The organism is Methyloversatilis sp. NSM2 (assembly GCF_038066675.1).
Classification (GTDB): Bacteria; Pseudomonadota; Gammaproteobacteria; order Burkholderiales; family Rhodocyclaceae; genus Methyloversatilis; species Methyloversatilis discipulorum_A.
In genome coordinates this window covers 641,955-658,128 of record NZ_JBBUKV010000004.1, presented here as the reverse complement: position 1 = coordinate 658,128, position 16,174 = coordinate 641,955, and the positions used below count along the sequence as shown (strand labels likewise).

General features: G+C 68.5%; 17 protein-coding genes. 11 read left to right on the top strand and 6 right to left on the bottom strand.

What is annotated here, in order from left to right; genetic code table 11:
- Window positions 1-552 precede the first annotated feature (552 nt).
- Window positions 553-1,131: an NAD(P)H-dependent oxidoreductase gene (locus WJU27_RS10760; RefSeq protein ID WP_341422111.1), complete on the top strand. Its 579-nt coding sequence runs from the start codon at window positions 553-555 to the stop codon at window positions 1,129-1,131.
- A gap of 6 nt (window positions 1,132-1,137) precedes the next feature.
- Here the strand turns inward: WJU27_RS10760 and WJU27_RS10755 are convergent, their stop codons facing one another.
- On the bottom strand, window positions 1,138-1,728 hold the full coding sequence (locus WJU27_RS10755) for a class I SAM-dependent methyltransferase (protein WP_341422110.1): 591 nt from the start codon (window positions 1,726-1,728) through the stop codon (window positions 1,138-1,140).
- Between the two features lie 11 nt (window positions 1,729-1,739).
- Window positions 1,740-2,123, bottom strand: coding sequence for a Co2+/Mg2+ efflux protein ApaG (gene apaG, locus WJU27_RS10750; protein ID WP_020163699.1), 384 nt, complete (start codon window positions 2,121-2,123; stop codon window positions 1,740-1,742).
- A gap of 101 nt (window positions 2,124-2,224) precedes the next feature.
- Here apaG and rpe point away from each other — a divergent pair, with 101 nt between their 5' ends.
- The 6 genes from rpe (at window position 2,225) to WJU27_RS10720 (ending at window position 10,706) form a co-directional block, all read left to right on the top strand.
- The gene (gene rpe / locus WJU27_RS10745) at window positions 2,225-2,932 is read left to right on the top strand and encodes a ribulose-phosphate 3-epimerase (RefSeq protein WP_341422109.1); all 708 of its coding nucleotides are present in this window, start codon (window positions 2,225-2,227) and stop codon (window positions 2,930-2,932) included.
- 2 nt (window positions 2,933-2,934) lie between these two features.
- Window positions 2,935-3,615, top strand: coding sequence for a phosphoglycolate phosphatase (locus WJU27_RS10740; RefSeq protein WP_341422108.1), 681 nt, complete (start codon window positions 2,935-2,937; stop codon window positions 3,613-3,615).
- Between the two features lie 153 nt (window positions 3,616-3,768).
- A complete protein-coding gene (trpE, locus tag WJU27_RS10735; protein WP_341422107.1) occupies window positions 3,769-5,241 on the top strand; it encodes an anthranilate synthase component I in 1,473 nt (490 codons plus the stop codon).
- 286 nt (window positions 5,242-5,527) lie between these two features.
- Window positions 5,528-5,905, top strand: a complete 378-nt coding sequence (crcB, locus tag WJU27_RS10730) for a fluoride efflux transporter CrcB (protein ID WP_020163703.1) — start codon at window positions 5,528-5,530, stop codon at window positions 5,903-5,905.
- A gap of 73 nt (window positions 5,906-5,978) precedes the next feature.
- Complete coding sequence (gene hrpA, locus WJU27_RS10725) at window positions 5,979-10,109, top strand: ATP-dependent RNA helicase HrpA (protein ID WP_341422106.1); 4,131 nt, start codon at window positions 5,979-5,981, stop codon at window positions 10,107-10,109.
- Between the two features lie 171 nt (window positions 10,110-10,280).
- Window positions 10,281-10,706, top strand: coding sequence for a nuclear transport factor 2 family protein (locus tag WJU27_RS10720; RefSeq protein WP_341422105.1), 426 nt, complete (start codon window positions 10,281-10,283; stop codon window positions 10,704-10,706).
- A 12-nt stretch (window positions 10,707-10,718) separates the two neighbouring features.
- Here WJU27_RS10720 and WJU27_RS10715 read toward each other — a convergent pair whose 3' ends face one another.
- The 4 genes from WJU27_RS10715 to WJU27_RS10700 all read right to left on the bottom strand — a co-directional run bounded on the left by WJU27_RS10715 (window position 10,719) and on the right by WJU27_RS10700 (window position 12,800).
- On the bottom strand, window positions 10,719-11,372 hold the full coding sequence (locus WJU27_RS10715; protein ID WP_341422114.1) for a BON domain-containing protein: 654 nt from the start codon (window positions 11,370-11,372) through the stop codon (window positions 10,719-10,721).
- Complete coding sequence (locus tag WJU27_RS10710; RefSeq protein WP_020163706.1) at window positions 11,372-11,962, bottom strand: phosphoheptose isomerase; 591 nt, start codon at window positions 11,960-11,962, stop codon at window positions 11,372-11,374. Before WJU27_RS10710 ends, WJU27_RS10715 begins: the two co-directional genes overlap by 1 nt.
- Before the next feature lie 120 nt (window positions 11,963-12,082).
- Complete coding sequence (locus tag WJU27_RS10705) at window positions 12,083-12,454, bottom strand: HIRAN domain-containing protein (RefSeq protein ID WP_341422104.1); 372 nt, start codon at window positions 12,452-12,454, stop codon at window positions 12,083-12,085.
- Window positions 12,438-12,800 carry a YraN family protein gene (locus WJU27_RS10700; protein ID WP_341422103.1) on the bottom strand — a complete coding sequence of 121 codons (363 nt, stop codon included), beginning with the start codon at window positions 12,798-12,800 and terminating at the stop codon, window positions 12,438-12,440. Before WJU27_RS10700 ends, WJU27_RS10705 begins: the two co-directional genes overlap by 17 nt.
- Window positions 12,801-12,928: 128 nt before the next feature.
- On the opposite strand from WJU27_RS10700, the gene rsmI reads away from it, so the two are divergent.
- The 4 genes from rsmI (at window position 12,929) to WJU27_RS10680 (ending at window position 16,168) form a co-directional block, all read left to right on the top strand.
- A complete protein-coding gene (rsmI, locus tag WJU27_RS10695) occupies window positions 12,929-13,774 on the top strand; it encodes a 16S rRNA (cytidine(1402)-2'-O)-methyltransferase (protein ID WP_341422102.1) in 846 nt (281 codons plus the stop codon).
- 134 nt (window positions 13,775-13,908) lie between these two features.
- Window positions 13,909-14,952, top strand: coding sequence for a dihydroorotase (gene pyrC, locus WJU27_RS10690; RefSeq protein ID WP_341422101.1), 1,044 nt, complete (start codon window positions 13,909-13,911; stop codon window positions 14,950-14,952).
- Between the two features lie 8 nt (window positions 14,953-14,960).
- Window positions 14,961-15,392 (top strand): hypothetical protein, encoded by a 432-nt coding sequence (locus WJU27_RS10685; protein ID WP_341422100.1) that lies wholly within the window; start codon window positions 14,961-14,963, stop codon window positions 15,390-15,392.
- A 107-nt stretch (window positions 15,393-15,499) separates the two neighbouring features.
- The gene (locus WJU27_RS10680; RefSeq protein ID WP_341422099.1) at window positions 15,500-16,168 is read left to right on the top strand and encodes a DUF3025 domain-containing protein; all 669 of its coding nucleotides are present in this window, start codon (window positions 15,500-15,502) and stop codon (window positions 16,166-16,168) included.
- Window positions 16,169-16,174: the final 6 nt, after the last annotated feature.

The window sequence follows — 16,174 nt, the reverse complement described above, 5'->3', positions numbered from 1 at the left end:
GCAATGATGCGCAAGCTCATCCACGTCGCCTTTGGCGTTCTCCGATCCGGCAAACCTTTCGACCCAACCGCTCACGGTGCTTGACTCGGATAACAGTATCTACAGAATCCCGACGCCAGCCACGGATCGGGCGCATTCCCTGTGGGAGTAGCCTTGGCCGCGACGCGGCTGTTGCCTGCCGCCGCCTTTGATCGAGGCTGCAATCGCGAGCAAGCTCGCTCCCACGGTCTTCGCTCCGAGGCGGAGCGAACGACCCGTTGGGAGGCAGCGATTGCTGCCGACAGGACCTCGAACTGGCGCCGCGCCCAACCCGCCGCCGCTGTCGGGGTCAGAAGACCCCTCCCACAGAAACCCAGCCCGGGCACCGGCCGAGGGTCTGGGCGCGTCCTCTGTGGGAGCGGCCTTGGCCGCGACGCGGCCGCGGTGTGCCGCTGGCTGTGTTCCACGCCCGTAGCGCACTCCTGCCGTTCGAAACGCGACCCTGATCCCGCTCAAGGGCCGAACGCTTTCGGCTGGTCATGATGAAGGTCTGTGCATCGCAGGAGCCCGGTCATGAGCCGCATCGTCGTCATCCAGGGTCACCCGGAATCCCGCCCCGGGCTATTGCGCGCGCTGGCCGACAGCTATGTCGCCGCGGCGCGTGAAGCGGGGCATGCGGTCAGCGTGATCGACGTCAGCCAGCTCGCCTTTCCGCTGCTGCGCTCGAAAGCCGAGTGGTCGGCGCCGGCCGAGGGCGACATCGCGCAGGCCCAGGCGCTGATCGCCGACGCCGAACATCTGGTGGTGTTCTTTCCGATCTGGCTGGGCACGTTGCCGGCGGTGCTGAAGGCCTTCTTCGAACAGGTGTTCCGCCCGGGTTTCGCGATCGGCGAAGGGCGCGGGCGCAATCCCTTCACGCGGCTGCTCACCGGACGTTCGGCGCGGCTGGTGGTAGCCATGGGCATGCCGGCCTGGCTGTTCCGCACCTTCTATCTGGCGCACGGCGTCATGAGCTTCAAGCACAACATCCTGCATTTCGTCGGCATCCAGCCGGTGCGCACTACGCTGATCGGCAGCGTAGACGCGATGGACGACGCCGGGCGGGCGCGCTGGCACGAACGCATGCGGCGTCTCGGCCGCACCGCTGCGTGAGCCGGCTCAGGTACGCAGCAGTCTCACCTGTCTGAACCAGCCGCCGAAGGCCGCCGGTTCGTCACTGACGATGCCGAAGGGCAGGCCGTCCAGTACGTCTTCGAGCACGACGTCGAGTCGGGTGGCGATGCGACCCGCCAGCGGCGACAGCAGCCGGCGCAGCGGGGCAGGGCGGCCGCGGCGCAGGAACTTGTCCAGCACCAGCGCCGCACCGCCGGGGCGCAGCACGCGCGCCGCTTCACGCAGGCAGGCGGCGCCGTCCGGCACCACGGCGACGATCAGATGCAGCACCACGCAGTCGAACTGTGCGTCGGCGAAGGGCAGGCGCATCGCGTCGCCGCGCACCGCCGCGTAGTTCAGGCCGGAGGCCCGCGGCAGGCTGCGCGCGAGCATGGCCGCGTTGAAGTCGATCGCGGTGTAACGGTGATCAGCGGGCAGGTGGGGCAGGTCCAGCCCGGTGCCGACACCGACCAGCAGCACGTCGGACGAGGTGCGCGGCAGGTGGGCCAGGCTGGCACGGCGAGCGCCGAGCGACGCGGCAGCGACCACCGTGTCGTAGAGGGGAGCGAGGCGGGTGTAGGACGAGGCGAGCGACATCGCCCCGTCGCTCAGTGCAGCACGCGCGGCATGGCCAGCGTGAATTCGGGAATGTCGGCTTCGAACTGCGTACCGTCCTCGGCCACCATCTGGTAGCTGCCGCGCATCGTGCCGACCGGGGTGTTCAGCGCGCAGCCGCTGGTGTACTCGAATTTCTCGCCGGCCTTGAGCAGCGGCTGCTGGCCGATTACACCGAGCCCGCGCACCTGCTGTTCGGCGTTGTGGGCGTCGCGGATGATCCAGTGCCGGCTGATCAGCTGCGCCGGCACGGTGCCGGTGTTGGTGATGCTGACCGTGTAGGCGAACACGAAGCGGCTGTCCTCGGGGTCGGACTGCTCTTCGACATAGCGTGCCTGCACGCTCACCGTCACTTCGTATTTTTTCGCTTCGGCCATGGCCCTTATTTAACCGAAGTCTGATGACGCGGCAAGCGCTGCGGCAGGAAGGCGCGGGCCCGACCCGATACAATCGCGGCTTCGACCTTCGGAGCCGTACCGTGAGCACCACCAATCTGGATTACCTGATCGCCCCCAGCATCCTGTCCGCCGACTTCGCCGCCCTCGGCCAGGAAGTGCGCAACGTCATCGCCTCGGGCGCCGACTGGATCCATTTCGACGTGATGGACAACCATTACGTGCCCAACCTGACCATCGGTCCGCTGGTGTGCCAGGCGCTGCGCCCGCACACCGAGGCGGTGATCGACGTGCACCTGATGGTGAAGCCGGTGGACCGCATCATTCCCGATTTCGCCAAGGCCGGCGCCAACGTGATCACCTTCCACCCGGAGGCGTCGGAGCACATCGACCGCACGCTGTCGCTGATCCGCGAGCACGGCTGCCAGGCCGGCCTGGTGTTCAACCCGGCCACGCCGCTGCAGTACCTCGACCACGTGATGGACCGCCTCGACGTCGTGCTGCTGATGTCGGTGAACCCGGGCTTCGGCGGCCAGAGCTTCATTCCGTCCTCGCTCGACAAGCTGCGCGCGGTGCGCGCCCGGCTCGACGAGTATGTGTCGCGTACCGGCCGCCACATCCGGCTGGAGATCGACGGTGGCGTCAAGATCGACAACATCGCCGAGATCGCGCGCGCGGGCGCCGACACCTTCGTCGCCGGCTCGGCCGTGTTCGGTGCCGGCAAGGACAGCGACCCGCACCGCTACGACAGCGTGATCGCCGCGCTGCGCAAGCAGCTGGACGCCGTCTGAGCATGACGCAGCGCTTCACGGTCGCCGCCATCACCTTCGACCTCGACGGCACGCTGCTCGACACCGTGCCCGATCTCGCCGCCGCTGCACAGGACATGGCGGCCGAACTGAGCGTCCCGCCACGCCGCGAGGACGAGGTACGGGTGTTCGTCGGCCGTGGCATTCCGAACCTGGTCGAACGCTGCCTCGGCGAGCGCGCGCAGGATGCGGCTTTTCTCGCGCGGGCGATCGAGGTGTTCAAGCGCTGCTACCGCGTGCGCAACGGCGAGCGTGCCGTGCCTTACGACGGCGCGCACGCAACGCTGGCGGCGCTGCAGGCGGCCGGCTTCCGGCTCGCCTGCGTCACCAACAAGGCGGTCGACTTCACGCTGCCGCTGCTCGAGCAGATGGACATGCGCCATTTCTTCGGCAGCGTGGTCGGCGGCGACACGCTGCCGCAGAAGAAGCCGGACCCGGCACCGCTCTTGCACGCCGTGCGCGAACTGGGCGTGGCGCCGTCGGCCGCGCTGCACGTCGGCGACTCGTACAACGACATCGACTGCGCGCGCAATGCTGGCATTCCGGTGCTGGGCGTGCCCTGGGGCTACAGCGAAGGGCGCGTGCTGGACGCAAAAGATTGCGATGGGCTACTATCTTCGCTCCCCGATCTGCTCTCGCGGGTCGCACTTCCGACCGAACACTGAATGGACAGCCTGACTTTCAAGGAGACACCCGCCCGCAGCTGCGCGCCCGCGCCCCTGCACGGGTACCTGTGGCGAGCCGCCTGAGTCCGCTCCTGGTCAGGCGCGCGCGGTGACACCGCGGCGTCGTTCAAAACCCCGCTCTCCGGTCTGTCCATGAATCAAGATCAATTCGAGGCGCTTGCACGCGCCGGCTACAACCGCATTCCCGTCACGCGCCAGGCACTGGCCGATCTCGACACCCCGCTGTCCGCCTATCTGAAACTGGCCGACGTACCGTATTCCTATCTGCTGGAATCGGTGCAGGGCGGCGAGCGCTGGGGCCGTTACTCGATACTCGGCCTGCCGGCGCAGACGCGCATCGTCGTGCGCCGCGACCGGATCGAGGTGCTGCGCGACGACGCCGTGATCGAGCGGACGGAAAGCAGCGACCCGCTGGCCTTCGTTCAGGCCTTCCTCGGCCGCTACCGCGTGCCCGACCTGCCGGGCCTGCCGCGCTTTTCCGGCGGTCTGGTCGGCTACTTCGGTTACGACGTCGTGCGCTACGTCGAGCACCGGCTCGCCGCCGGCTGGGACAAGGCCGACCCGCTGGGCGTGCCGGACATCCATCTGCTGCTGTCGGACGAACTGGCGGTGTTCGACAACCTGTCCGGCCGGCTCACCTTCATCGTCTATGCCGACCCGGAAAAGCCGGACGCGCTGGTCAATGCGCATCTGCGCCTCGACGCGCTGACCGCGCGCCTGCGTTCGCCGCTGCGCGAGCCCGACACCCCGCGCGGCGAATCGGTGGCCGCTGAATCCGGCTTCGGCCATGACGCCTACTGCGCCGCGGTGGAGAAGGCGAAGCGCTACATCTTCGACGGCGACATCATGCAGGTGGTGCCGTCGCAGCGCATGAGCAAGCCGCTGGCGACGACGCCGATGGCGGTGTATCGCGCGCTGCGTGCGCTGAATCCGTCGCCCTACATGTATTTCTTCAATCTGGGCGACACGCACATCGTCGGCGCCAGCCCGGAAATCCTCGCCCGCCTCGAAGGCGACAAGGTGACGGTGCGTCCGATCGCCGGCACCCGCAAGCGCGGCGCCACGCCTGAGGAGGACCGCGCGCTGGCCGAGGATCTGCTGTCGGACGAGAAGGAACGCGCCGAGCACATCATGCTGGTCGACCTCGGTCGCAACGACCTCGGCCGCGTCGCCGCCACCGGTACGGTCGAGGTGACCGACCGCATGGTGGTCGAGAAGTACTCGCACGTGATGCACATCGTCAGCAATGTCGAAGGCGTGCTGAAGCCGGGCCTGACCGCGATGGACGTGCTGCGCGCCACCTTCCCGGCTGGCACCGTCAGCGGTGCGCCCAAGGTGCGGGCGATGGAAATCATCGACGAGCTGGAACCGGTCAAGCGCGGCATCTATTCCGGCGCAGTCGGCTACCTCGGGTTCAATGGCGGCATGGACGTCGCGATCGCGCTGCGCACCGCGGTGATCAAGGACGGCGTGCTGCACGCCCAGGCCGGTGGTGGCGTGGTGATGGATTCGACGCCCGAAGGCGAATGGCAGGAAACGCTGAACAAGGCACGCGCCGTGCTGCGAGCGGCAGAACTGGCCGAAGCGGGGCTGACGCCCGGCTGAGTCCGGACCAGAACCGCCGCCCGCGGTTTTGTTGGAGCGAGCTTGCTCGCGATGCGGCTGTTGTCGGCCGCCGGCTTCGATCGATGCGGCAATCGCGAGCAAGTTCGCTCCCACCGGGAATGCACCCGACCCGCAGCCGGCGCCGGGGTTCTGTGGGAGGGGTCTCCTGACCCCGACTGCGGCGGATATCGAAGCCTGCGGGCAGCAGAGGCCGCTCCCACAGGAGGCGAGCCGATGCCCGGTCTGCCCCTACAATTCAGGCCTCGAACACATCCGGTAGTGCGACATGCAGAACTTCATTGCCGTCGGTGGCGGCGCTGCGCTGGGTGCATGGATGCGCTGGGGTCTTTCGCTGGCGCTGAACCCGCTGTTCGCAGGCTTCCCGCTCGGTACGCTGGTGGCCAACCTGATTGGCGGCCTGCTGATGGGGGTGGCGCTGGCGGTGCTGCAGGCCATGCCCGAGTTGCCGGCCCATCTGCGCCTGCTCGTGACCACCGGATTCCTCGGCGGCCTGACCACCTTCTCCAGCTTTTCCGGCGAGGTGTTTGCGCTGTTCGAGCGCGGCCACACCGGCTGGGCGCTGGTTGCGGTGGCGGCTCATGTGCTCGGTTCGCTGGCGATGACCGCGCTGGGCTGGTGGGGCTGGCAGCTGCTGCGCGGCTGAGCGGTTCGCGCAGGCGCCGTCTTTCGCGGACAATGGCGCCCTTTCTGCGCGACGCAGACCGCAGCCCGATCCGATGAAAGTGCAGCACCCCGATCTGAATTCCCTGCTCGAACAGTGCATGAGCCGCGACGCGGCGGCGATTTCGCGCGCGCTGCGCGAACTGCCGCCGGCGATGCGCGCGCCGGACAAGTGGCCGGCGAAGATCGCTGAACGCGTAGCGGCGTCGCAGGCCCGGGTGGCTGCGCGTCGCGCATCGGCGCCCAAGGTCGAGTATCCGGAAGAGCTGCCGGTGTCGGCGCGGCGCGACGAGATCGCGGCGGCGCTGGCGGCGCATCAGGTGGTCATCGTGTGCGGCGAGACCGGCTCCGGCAAGACGACGCAGCTGCCCAAGCTGTGTCTGGAACTGGGCCGTGGCGCACGCGGGCTGATCGGCCACACGCAGCCGCGCCGCATCGCCGCGCGCGCCACCGCCGACCGTGTGGCGAAGGAACTGAACGTGCCGCTCGGCCGCGAGGTCGGCTTCGCCATCCGCTTCACCGACCGCACGTCGGAAGACAGCCGCATCAAGCTGATGACCGACGGCATCCTGCTCGCCGAAACGCAGCGTGACCGCTGGCTGGCCGCCTACGACACGCTCATCATCGACGAGGCGCACGAGCGCAGCCTGAACATCGATTTCTTGCTCGGCTACCTGCGCCAGCTGCTGCCGCGCCGTCCGGACCTGAAGGTGATCGTCACCTCGGCCACGCTGGACGCCGAGCGCTTCGCCAACCACTTCGCGCAAAACGGCAAGCCGGCGCCGGTGATCGAGGTCAGCGGCCGGCTCTACCCGATCGAGATGCGCTGGCGGCCGTTCGATGCCAACAAGGAACGCGACCTCTACGACGCGGTAGCCGACGCGGTCGACGAGGCCTTCTCGTGCGGACCGGGCGACGTGCTGGTATTCATGCCGGGCGAGCGGGAAATCCGCGAGTGCGCGGAAACGCTGCGCAAGCACCATACGCGTCTGCCCGGCGTGAAGCCGGACATCCTGACGCTGTTCGCGCGCCAGTCGGCGCAGGAACAGTCGCGCGTGTTCCAGGGCTCGAACGGCCGGCGCGTCATCCTCTCGACCAACGTCGCCGAAACGTCGCTGACGGTGCCCGGCATCCGCTACGTGGTCGATACCGGTCTGGCGCGCGTCAAGCGCTACAGCTACCGCAACAAGGTCGAGCAGCTGCAGGTCGAGCCGATCGCGCAGTCAGCCGCGAAACAGCGCGCCGGTCGCTGCGGCCGGGTGTCCAGCGGCGTCTGCTTCCGCCTCTACGACGAGGACGACTTCAAGCAGCGCACCGCGCACACCGACCCGGAAATCCTGCGTTCGTCGCTGGCCGGCGTCATCCTGCGCATGAAGTCGCTCGGCCTGACCGACGTCGAGGAGTTCCCCTTCATCGACCGCCCGGCGCCGCGCGCGATCGCCGACGGCTACCAGCTGCTGCAGGAACTGGGCGCGGTGGACGAGGAACGCACGCTGACCACGCTGGGGCGCGAACTGGCCAGGCTGCCGCTGGACCCGCGCGTCGCGCGCATGATCCTGGCGGCGCGCAACCGCGGCGCGCTGAAGGAAGTGCTCATCATCACCGCCGGCCTGTCGGTGCAGGACCCGCGCGACCGCCCGGAGGAGCGTGCCGGCACGGCCGACCAGGCGCACGCGAAGTTCGCCGACGAGCGCAGCGAATTCCTGTGGTACCTGAAGGCCTGGGCGGCTTTCGACGAAGTGTGGCATCACCAGTCGCAGGCCAAGCAGCGCGAGTGGTGCAGGGTGAACTTCCTGAACTGGCTGCGCATGCGTGAGTGGCGCGACGTGCATACCCAGCTGCACACGCTGTGTGCCGAGCACGAGTGGCCCGAGAACGAACAGCCGGCCGCCTTCGATGCGCTGCACCGCGCGCTGCTGACCGGCCTGCTCGGCAACCTCGGCCTGCGCATCGAGGATGCGCGCGCCGGCGAGCCGCCCTACCTTGGCGCGCGCGGCATCAAGTTCTGGCCGCACCCCGGTTCAGCGCTGGCGAAGAAGGGCGGCAAGTGGATCATGTGCGCCGAACTGGTCGAGACGACGCGGCTGTTTGCGCGCTGCATCGCGCGCATCGAACCGGAGTGGGTGGAAGAGGTGGGCGCGCACCTGATCCGCCGTTCGACCTACGAGCCCCACTGGTCGAAAAGCCGTGGCGAGACGGTGGCCTGGGAGCGCGGGGTCATCCACGGCATCACGCTGTACGCCAAGCGCGCCGTGCAGTACGGCAAGACCGACCCGGTGCTGGCCCGCCAGCTGCTGATCCGCGAGGCACTGGTCAATGGTGACGTCAGCGACGTCGCGCTGAAGCAGATGAAATTCCTGCAGCACAACCTTGACCTGATCGCGCAGATCGAGCGACTGGAGGAGAAGCAGCGCCGGCAGGACCTGCTGGTCGACGAATCGCTGATCGAGGCCTTCTACGATTCCATCGTGCCGGCCGACGTGATCGACCTGCGCGGCTTCGAGCGCTGGCGCCGCGACGCCGAGCGCGACAACCCGAAGCTGCTGCACCTGACACGCGAACAGCTGATGCGGCACGAGGCGGCCGGCGTCAGCAGCGAACGTTTCCCGGCGAAGATGGATCTGCTCGGCCAGCGCCTGAAGCTCGAATACCGGCACGAGCCGAATGCGGCCGACGATGGCGTCACGCTGACCGTGCCGCTGACGCTGCTGAACCAGATTCCGGCGGCGCGGCTGGACTGGCTGGTGCCCGGCCTGATCGAGGAAAAGGTGGTGCAGCTCGCGAAGACCATTCCGCCCAAGCTGCGTCACCGCATCCAGCCGATCAGCGGCTTCGTCGCCGACTTCCTCGCCCAGCAGCACGACCAGTCGGAGCCGCTGGTGAAGGTGCTGGCGCGCGCGATCGAGGTGTACGTGAGCCTCAAGCTGCCGCCGGACGCGATCCGCGCCGAGAATCTGCCGGCGCACCTGATCATGAATATCCGCGTGATCGACGAGCACGGTCGCGTGCTCGGTCAGTCACGCAATCTGGCCGAGCTGCGCACGCGGCTGAAGGACGAGGTGGCGCGCCGCTTCGAGCAGGCGCGCATTGCGCTGCCGACTGCGTCGTCATCCGCGGCGCCGGTCGTGCCACCTCCGAAAGACCTTGCGCCTGCGCAGCTGCCCGCCGCCGACAGCAAGGCAGCCAGCGCGCGCGGCAGCATGGCCGACGCACTGGCCGCGCTCGGCGCGCGCGACGCTGTCGCGAAAGCGCCGGTGCCGCCGCCGGCCGCGAAGAAGGGTCGCGCCGAGCCTGCACCGCAGGTGGCCGCGGCCGCTCAGGCGGCGGGCGAGGGCCGCTACACGAGCTGGGCCTTCGGCGAACTGCCCGAGCTGATGGAGGTCGAGGTTGCCGGCCGCATGGTGATCGGCTTTCCGGCGCTGCAGGACGATGGCGACGCGGTCAGCGTGCGCGTGTTCGATACGCCGGAAGCGGCGCACGAGGTGCACCGCCGCGGCCTGCGCCGGCTGTTCGCGCTGGAACTGCGCGACCAGGTCAAGTTCATCGAGAAAAGCCTGCCCGGCCTGCGCGACATGGCGATGCAGTTCATGAACCTGGGCAGCGAAGCCGAACTGCGCGCGCAGCTGGTCGCCGCCACGCTGGAACGCTGCTGCATGATGGAACCGTGGCCGCAGGACGCTGACGCCTTCGCCATGCGGCGCGACGAAGCGCGCCCGCGCATATCGCTGGTGGCGCAGGAAATCGGCCGGCTGGCCGGCGCCGTGCTGACCGAATATGCGGCGCTGAACAAGAAGCTGATCGCGCTGAAGGCGCACCCCGACGCCGGCGCCGACATGCGCGCCCAGCTCGACGCGCTGGTCGGCAAGCACTTCATCGAGCGCACGCCTTTCGAGCGGCTGACCCACTATCCGCGCTACCTGAAGGCGATCGCGCTGCGCATCGACAAGCTGCGCGCTGACCCGGCGCGCGACGCGCGCGCGATGGCCGACTGGACCTCGCTCGCCACGCTGTGGGAGCGCGAGCGCATCGCCCGGGCGCGGGCGGGCGTCAGCGATCCCTTTCTCGATGAGTTCCGCTGGCTGCTCGAAGAGCTGCGGGTGAACCTGTTCGCGCAGGAACTGCGCACGCCGGTGCCGGTCTCGGTCAAGCGGCTGCAGAAGATCTGGGAATCGCGCTCGCACGGGTAAGTCTGCGACGCTTGTGCAGGTGGGCGGCTTCGATCCAGGCTGCTGTCGCGAGCAAGCTCGCTCCCGCGAAACCCCCGGCTCGGGCAGCGGGTTCGGCCTTTTGTGGGAGCGAGCTCGCTCGCGATTCGACCGTTGATCACCCGCCAGCGGCAGAAAAATGGAGATGTCCGAATGCCCGTCGATGACCGCCTGCGCACCTTGATCTCGGCTTTCGAGACGCTGACACCTGCCACCGTCGACACGCTCGCCGCGCTCTACGCTGACGACGCGCACTTCCGCGATCCGTTCAATGACGTGCGCGGTCGCTCCGCGGTGGCGCGCATCTTCAGCCACATGTTCGAACAGGTCGCGGCGCCGCGCTTCGAGGTGCACTCGGCGATGAGCGAGGGTGACGCGGCGTGGCTCGAATGGACCATGCACTTCGTCATGCGCGGTCGTGCGCAGGCCATCGTCGGCGCGACCCGGCTGCGCTTCGACGCGCAGGGCCGGGTGGCCGAACACCGCGACTACTGGGATGCGGCGCAGGAACTGTACGAGAAGCTGCCGCTGATCGGCAGCGTGCTGCGCGCCATCCGGCGACGTCTCGCCGCCGGTTAGGGCAGCGGGATCTTACTGCTTCGGGCTGTTGTTGCCGCCGGCTGCGTCGAGGCGCCGCGCTTCTTCCGGGCTGACGATTTCGAAGATCGCCACCACCTTGCGCACGCCAGAGGTCGAGGCGGCGACTTCCTTTGCGGCCTTGGCTTCGGTTTCGGTCAGCAGGCCCATCAGATAGACCTTGCTCATTTCGGTCACCACCTTGACGTGGTTGGCCTTGACCCGCTGCGAATCGAGGATGCGCGCCTTCACCTTGGAGGTGATCAGCGCGTCGTTCGAGCGCTGGGTCAGCGAGGACACGCCAGCGATCTCGGTTTCGTTGCTGACACCGCGCACGTTCGGCACCTCGCCGACGATGGCGGCGGCTTCGGCGCGCGTGGCTTCGTCGGTGACCTGGCCGGTCAGCAGCACGTTGCGGTTGTAGCTGGTGACACTGACATTGGCGCGGCTGCCGAGCTTTTCGCGCAGGCGATTGCTGGCGCGCAGTTCGATGCCTTCGTCTTCGACCTGGGTACCGCTGGTGCGGCGGTCAAGCGCCGACATGACGGCCGTGCCGGCACCGGCAGCGACCACCGGGAAGCAGCCCTGCAATACGGGCACCGAAACGCCGATCAGGGCGGCCAGCAGCAGCGGGCGGGTGAAGGAAACGGTCTTGCGGGTTTTTGTCATCATTCGGTTCCTAGAAGCATGCAGTCGATGCCGTCGCACAGGCAGTGCAGGGTGAGCAGGTGAACTTCCTGTATGCGTGCCGTGCGTTCGGCCGGCACACAGATGTGGATGTCGCGATCGGTCAGCAGTTCCGCGATGCGCCCACCGCCGCGACCGGTCAGCGCGACCACGCGCATTTCGCGCTCATGCGCGGCGTCGATCGCGGCGATCACGTTGGCGGAGTTGCCGGAGGTCGATATCGCCAGCAGCACGTCCTGCGGCTGACCGAGTGCGCGCACCTGCTTGGCGAACACCTGCTCGAAGCTGTAGTCGTTGGCGATGGCGGTCAGGATGGAGCTGTCGACGGTCAGCGCGATGGCGGCCAGTTCGGGGCGCTCGCGTTCGTAGCGGCCGACCAGTTCGGCGGCGAAGTGCTGGGCGTCGGCCGCCGATCCGCCGTTGCCGCAGGCGAGTATCTTGCCGGTGGCCATCAGGCTTTCCACCATCAGTTCGACCGCGTCGGCAATCGGCGCGGCGAGAACTTCGGTGGACGAGAGCTTGGTTTGCGCGCTGTCGATGAAGTGCTCGGAAATGCGTGAAACCAGATTCATGAGAGCTCGCAGCGTTGGATGTGGCCAGAGTGTACCAAGATCGGCCCGGCAGGCCGTCTTTGTGAAGCCTTCTTGCAGTCCGATACCTGCGCTTGCAATTCAGTCGGGGCGCGAAGGCCCTCATCGACCCAGTTCGACCCAGACGTCGACGCGCAGCCGCCTCCACGGATCGGGGTCGGGCATCAGGGCGCCGATGCGCGCGCTGAGCCGGGCGCCGGCGTCCATTTCGTCGGCCGCCTCGAAATTGGCGGCGCGCGGCAGGTAGCCGATCATGATGCCGCGCCACAGCACGCGCACGGCGCGGGTGTCGTGCCGGTTGACCGGCTCCCGCTCGAGCGTCAGCGCGTCGCCCACCGTGAGCTGCGGCCATACCTCGGCCAGACGGTGGTATTGCGCGCCGGCCAGCGGCGAGCGCTGTGCCAGCAGGCGCAGGCCGTCGGCCTGTGCGCCGACGCAGACGAGTGCAAGCAGGGCGCTACAGACCGAACGCATCGCGTATCCAGTCGATGCTGCCGGCGTCGAGCGCGGACAGCGCGACCACGTCGAAGCGGGCAGGACGGGCCTGTGCGCGGCGCCCCTGTTCGGCCAGCCAGTGCTGTGCGGCGCGGATCAGCCGCCCCTGCTTGACCGGGCCGACGCTGGCCGCGGCGCCGCCGAAGCGGCCGTCGCGCCGCATGCGCACTTCGACGAACACCAGCGTGTCGCCGTGCTCGCACACCAGGTCGAGTTCGCCATCGCGCCAGCGCAGATTTCGGCCAAGCACGCGCAGGCCTTTCGATTCGAGAAAGCGGGCCGCGAGTTGTTCCGCGGCGGCGCCGTGCTGCGCCCGCGTGCTCATGGATGCTTGTGGCGACCGGCAGCGACGCTCAGAATGGCGGGCCGCCTGCACTCCGCCGCCCGATGGACACGCCCGATCTTCCTGTTTCCACCCACGACGACACCCCATCCGAATTCAGGACATCGGCATTGTATGTCGTCGGCACACCCATCGGTCATCTGGGCGAACTCTCTGCGCGCGCCATTGGCGCCTTGCGTGCGGCCGACCTGATCGCCTGCGAGGACACGCGGGAGACCTCGCGTCTGGCGCGTCACCTCGGCCTGCGGGCACAGTTGATCGCGGTGCATGAGCACAACGAACGCAGTGGCGCCGAGCGACTGATCGCGGCGCTCGGCGACGGCAAGCGCGTGGCCCTGGTGTCGGACGCCGGCACGCCGGCGGTGTCCGATCCGGGCGCGCGTGTCGTGCGCGCGGTGCAGGAGGCCGGTTTCCGCGTGGTGCCGATCAGCGGGCCGAGTGCGGCCGTGGTGGCGCTGTCGGCCAGCGGACTGCTCGATGCGCAGTTCCGCTTCGTCGGCTTCCTGCCGGTCAAGTCGGCGGCGCGCCGCAGGATGCTGGAATCGCTGCGTGACCAGGACTGCGCGCTGGTGTTCTACGAGGCGCCGCATCGCATCGTCGAATGCGTGGCCGACATCGCAGCGGTGATGCAGCCGGCGCGTGAACTGGTGATCGCGCGCGAGCTGACCAAGCTGTTCGAACAGATCGTGCGCCTGCCGGTGTCCGAAGCGCCGGCCTGGCTGGCGGCCGACGCCAACCACCAGCGCGGTGAATTCGTGCTGCTGCTGTCCGGCGCACAGCCGGAAGAGGGGCTGGATGCCGCCGCGCAGCGCACGCTGGACATCCTGCTCGAAGAATTGCCGCCCAGCCGCGCCGTGAAGGTGGCGCAGGCCATCACCGGGGCGCCGCGCAAGCTGCTGTATGACTACGCGATGGCACACGGCGTCGATGCGCCGCAGGACGACGAAGCCGACTGATCCACCGGCGGGCGTGTCCGATCCGTGCCGCCCACAGGTCGCGGTTGGGCCGGTGGGCGACTATGCGGGATAATCGTGCGCTAAACCCCGCCGGCGTGGCGCCGGCAGGGATCGCTGACTGGATTGGAACGCTCTTGAATCGACTGACCCTTACCCGACCCGACGACTGGCACCTGCATCTGCGCGACGGCGCAGCTCTGACGGCGGTGCTGCCGGACACGGCGCGCCGCTTTGCGCGCGCCATCGTGATGCCAAACCTGCGCCCCCCGGTGACCACCGTGGCGCTGGCCGGCGCCTACCGCGAGCGCATCCTGGCCGCGCACGCAGCCACGCCGGGCCTGCCGCCGTTCGAGCCGCTGATGACGCTCTACCTGACCGACAACACTTCGCCCGACGAGATCGACCGCGCCTGTGACAGCGGCTTCGTCAAGGCGGTGAAGCTCTATCCGGCTGGCGCCACCACCAATTCCGATTCCGGCGTGACCGACGTGGCGCGCTGCGACGCCGCGCTGGCGCGCATGGCCGAGCGCGGCCTGCCCTTGCTGATCCACGGCGAAGTGACCGACGGCGACGTCGATGTGTTCGACCGCGAGGCGGTGTTCATCGAGCGTGTGCTGCGCCCGCTGCTGGCGAGGCATCCGGCGCTGCGCGTGGTGTTCGAGCACATCACGACGAAGGACGCGGCGGAATTCGTCGCCGCGGCTGGCGACAACATCGCAGCCACCGTCACTGCGCATCACCTGCTGATGAACCGCAACGCCATCTTCGCCGGTGGCGTGCGACCGCATCATTACTGCCTGCCGGTGCTGAAGCGCGAGGTCCATCGCGAGGCGCTGGTGGCCGCAGTCACCTCCGGCAACCGTCGCTTCTTCCTCGGCACCGATTCGGCGCCGCACGCCAAGGGCGCCAAGGAGGCGGCCTGCGGCTGTGCCGGCTGCTACACCTCGCACGCCGGCATCGAGCTGTACGCCGAAGCCTTCGATGCGGCTGGCGCGCTCGACCGGCTGGAAGCCTTCGCCAGCTTCAACGGTCCGGACTGGTACGGCCTGCCGCGCAATACGTCGCAGATCACGCTGGTCCGAGAGTCGTGGGAGGTCAAGGCCAGCCAGGAATTTGCCGATGGTGATGTACTGGTGCCGCTGCGCGCAGGTGAGCGCGTGGCCTGGCGAATCGAGTGAACCCATCCATGACACGACACCTGCGCCTTCTGCTGCTGCCGCTTGCGGGCCTGCTGGCCGGCTGCGAGATCGACAACGCGGCCTTCATGATCGAGGGCAAGGAACACGCCCTGATCATCAACCGCGAGAAGCCGTATTTCTGGAGCGACCAGTACGAACTGGCCGTGATCGTGTCGCGCATGCCCACCTGCCAGCGCCGCTTCGACATGAAGCCGGCGCGGCTCAATACCGCCGTCGTCACCGTGTTCGACGGCGGCGAGCCCAACCGCTACATCCTTCGTCAGGGTTCCAGCCGCTGGTATGCGGTGAACACCACCGACTGCGTGTTCTCGGTGATCGACAAGCCGGCGACCGAACCGCCGGCCATCGGCACCTTCCGCAAGAAGGACGAGCAGTTCACTTTCGTGCCGGTCAAGGCCGGAGCGGCAGGCGCCTCCTGAGCGCGACGCTGGCCGACCGCGTCGGCGACGGGCCGCTGCACGCGGGCATTCGTCCCCTGCTGGCGCGACTGCCCGGCGCCACGCCTCCACCGGCTGCAGAACTGGACGTGCTCGCCGCCGAGGTGGGGCGTCCGGTAACCCACCGCGGCCTGCCCATCTCCTTCGTTGCGGACGCGGCTGCGGAAGGCGGCTACGAAGCCCGCATCGCTGCCACCGGCCGTGTCGCCACCCGCGATGCAAACTGGCACGACCTGTTCAACGCGCTGGTCTGGCTGCGCTACCCGCGCATCAAGGCGGCGATGAATGCGCGCCACTGCATCGAGATCGAGAACCGGCCCGGCGGCGATCGCGGCCCGGTGCGCGACGCGCTGACCCAGTTCGACGAGGACGGGCTGGTGCTGGTGACGGACGACGCGGCGCTGATCGACGCGCTGTGTTCGCATCGCTGGCGCGAGGCGCTGTTCGAGCGGCGCCGGTCGGTCGAACGGGCGGCGCTGCACGTGATCGGCCACGCCCTGATGGAAAAGGCACTGGCGCCGCACTTCGGTCTGTGTGCGAAAGCACTCTACCTGCATGCAGAGGAAGTGCCGTCGGGCCACGAGGCGCTCGACAGCTGGCTGGCCGGCCGTATCACCGGTGGGCGTTGGCCGATTTCGCCGCGCGACCTGAAACCCTTGCCGGTGCTCGGCCTGCCCGGCGTGACTTCGGCGAATACCGATCCCGCCTACTTCGACGACACCCGCCAGTTCAGACCGCTGCCGGCGAAGCGACGGTAGCTCGAT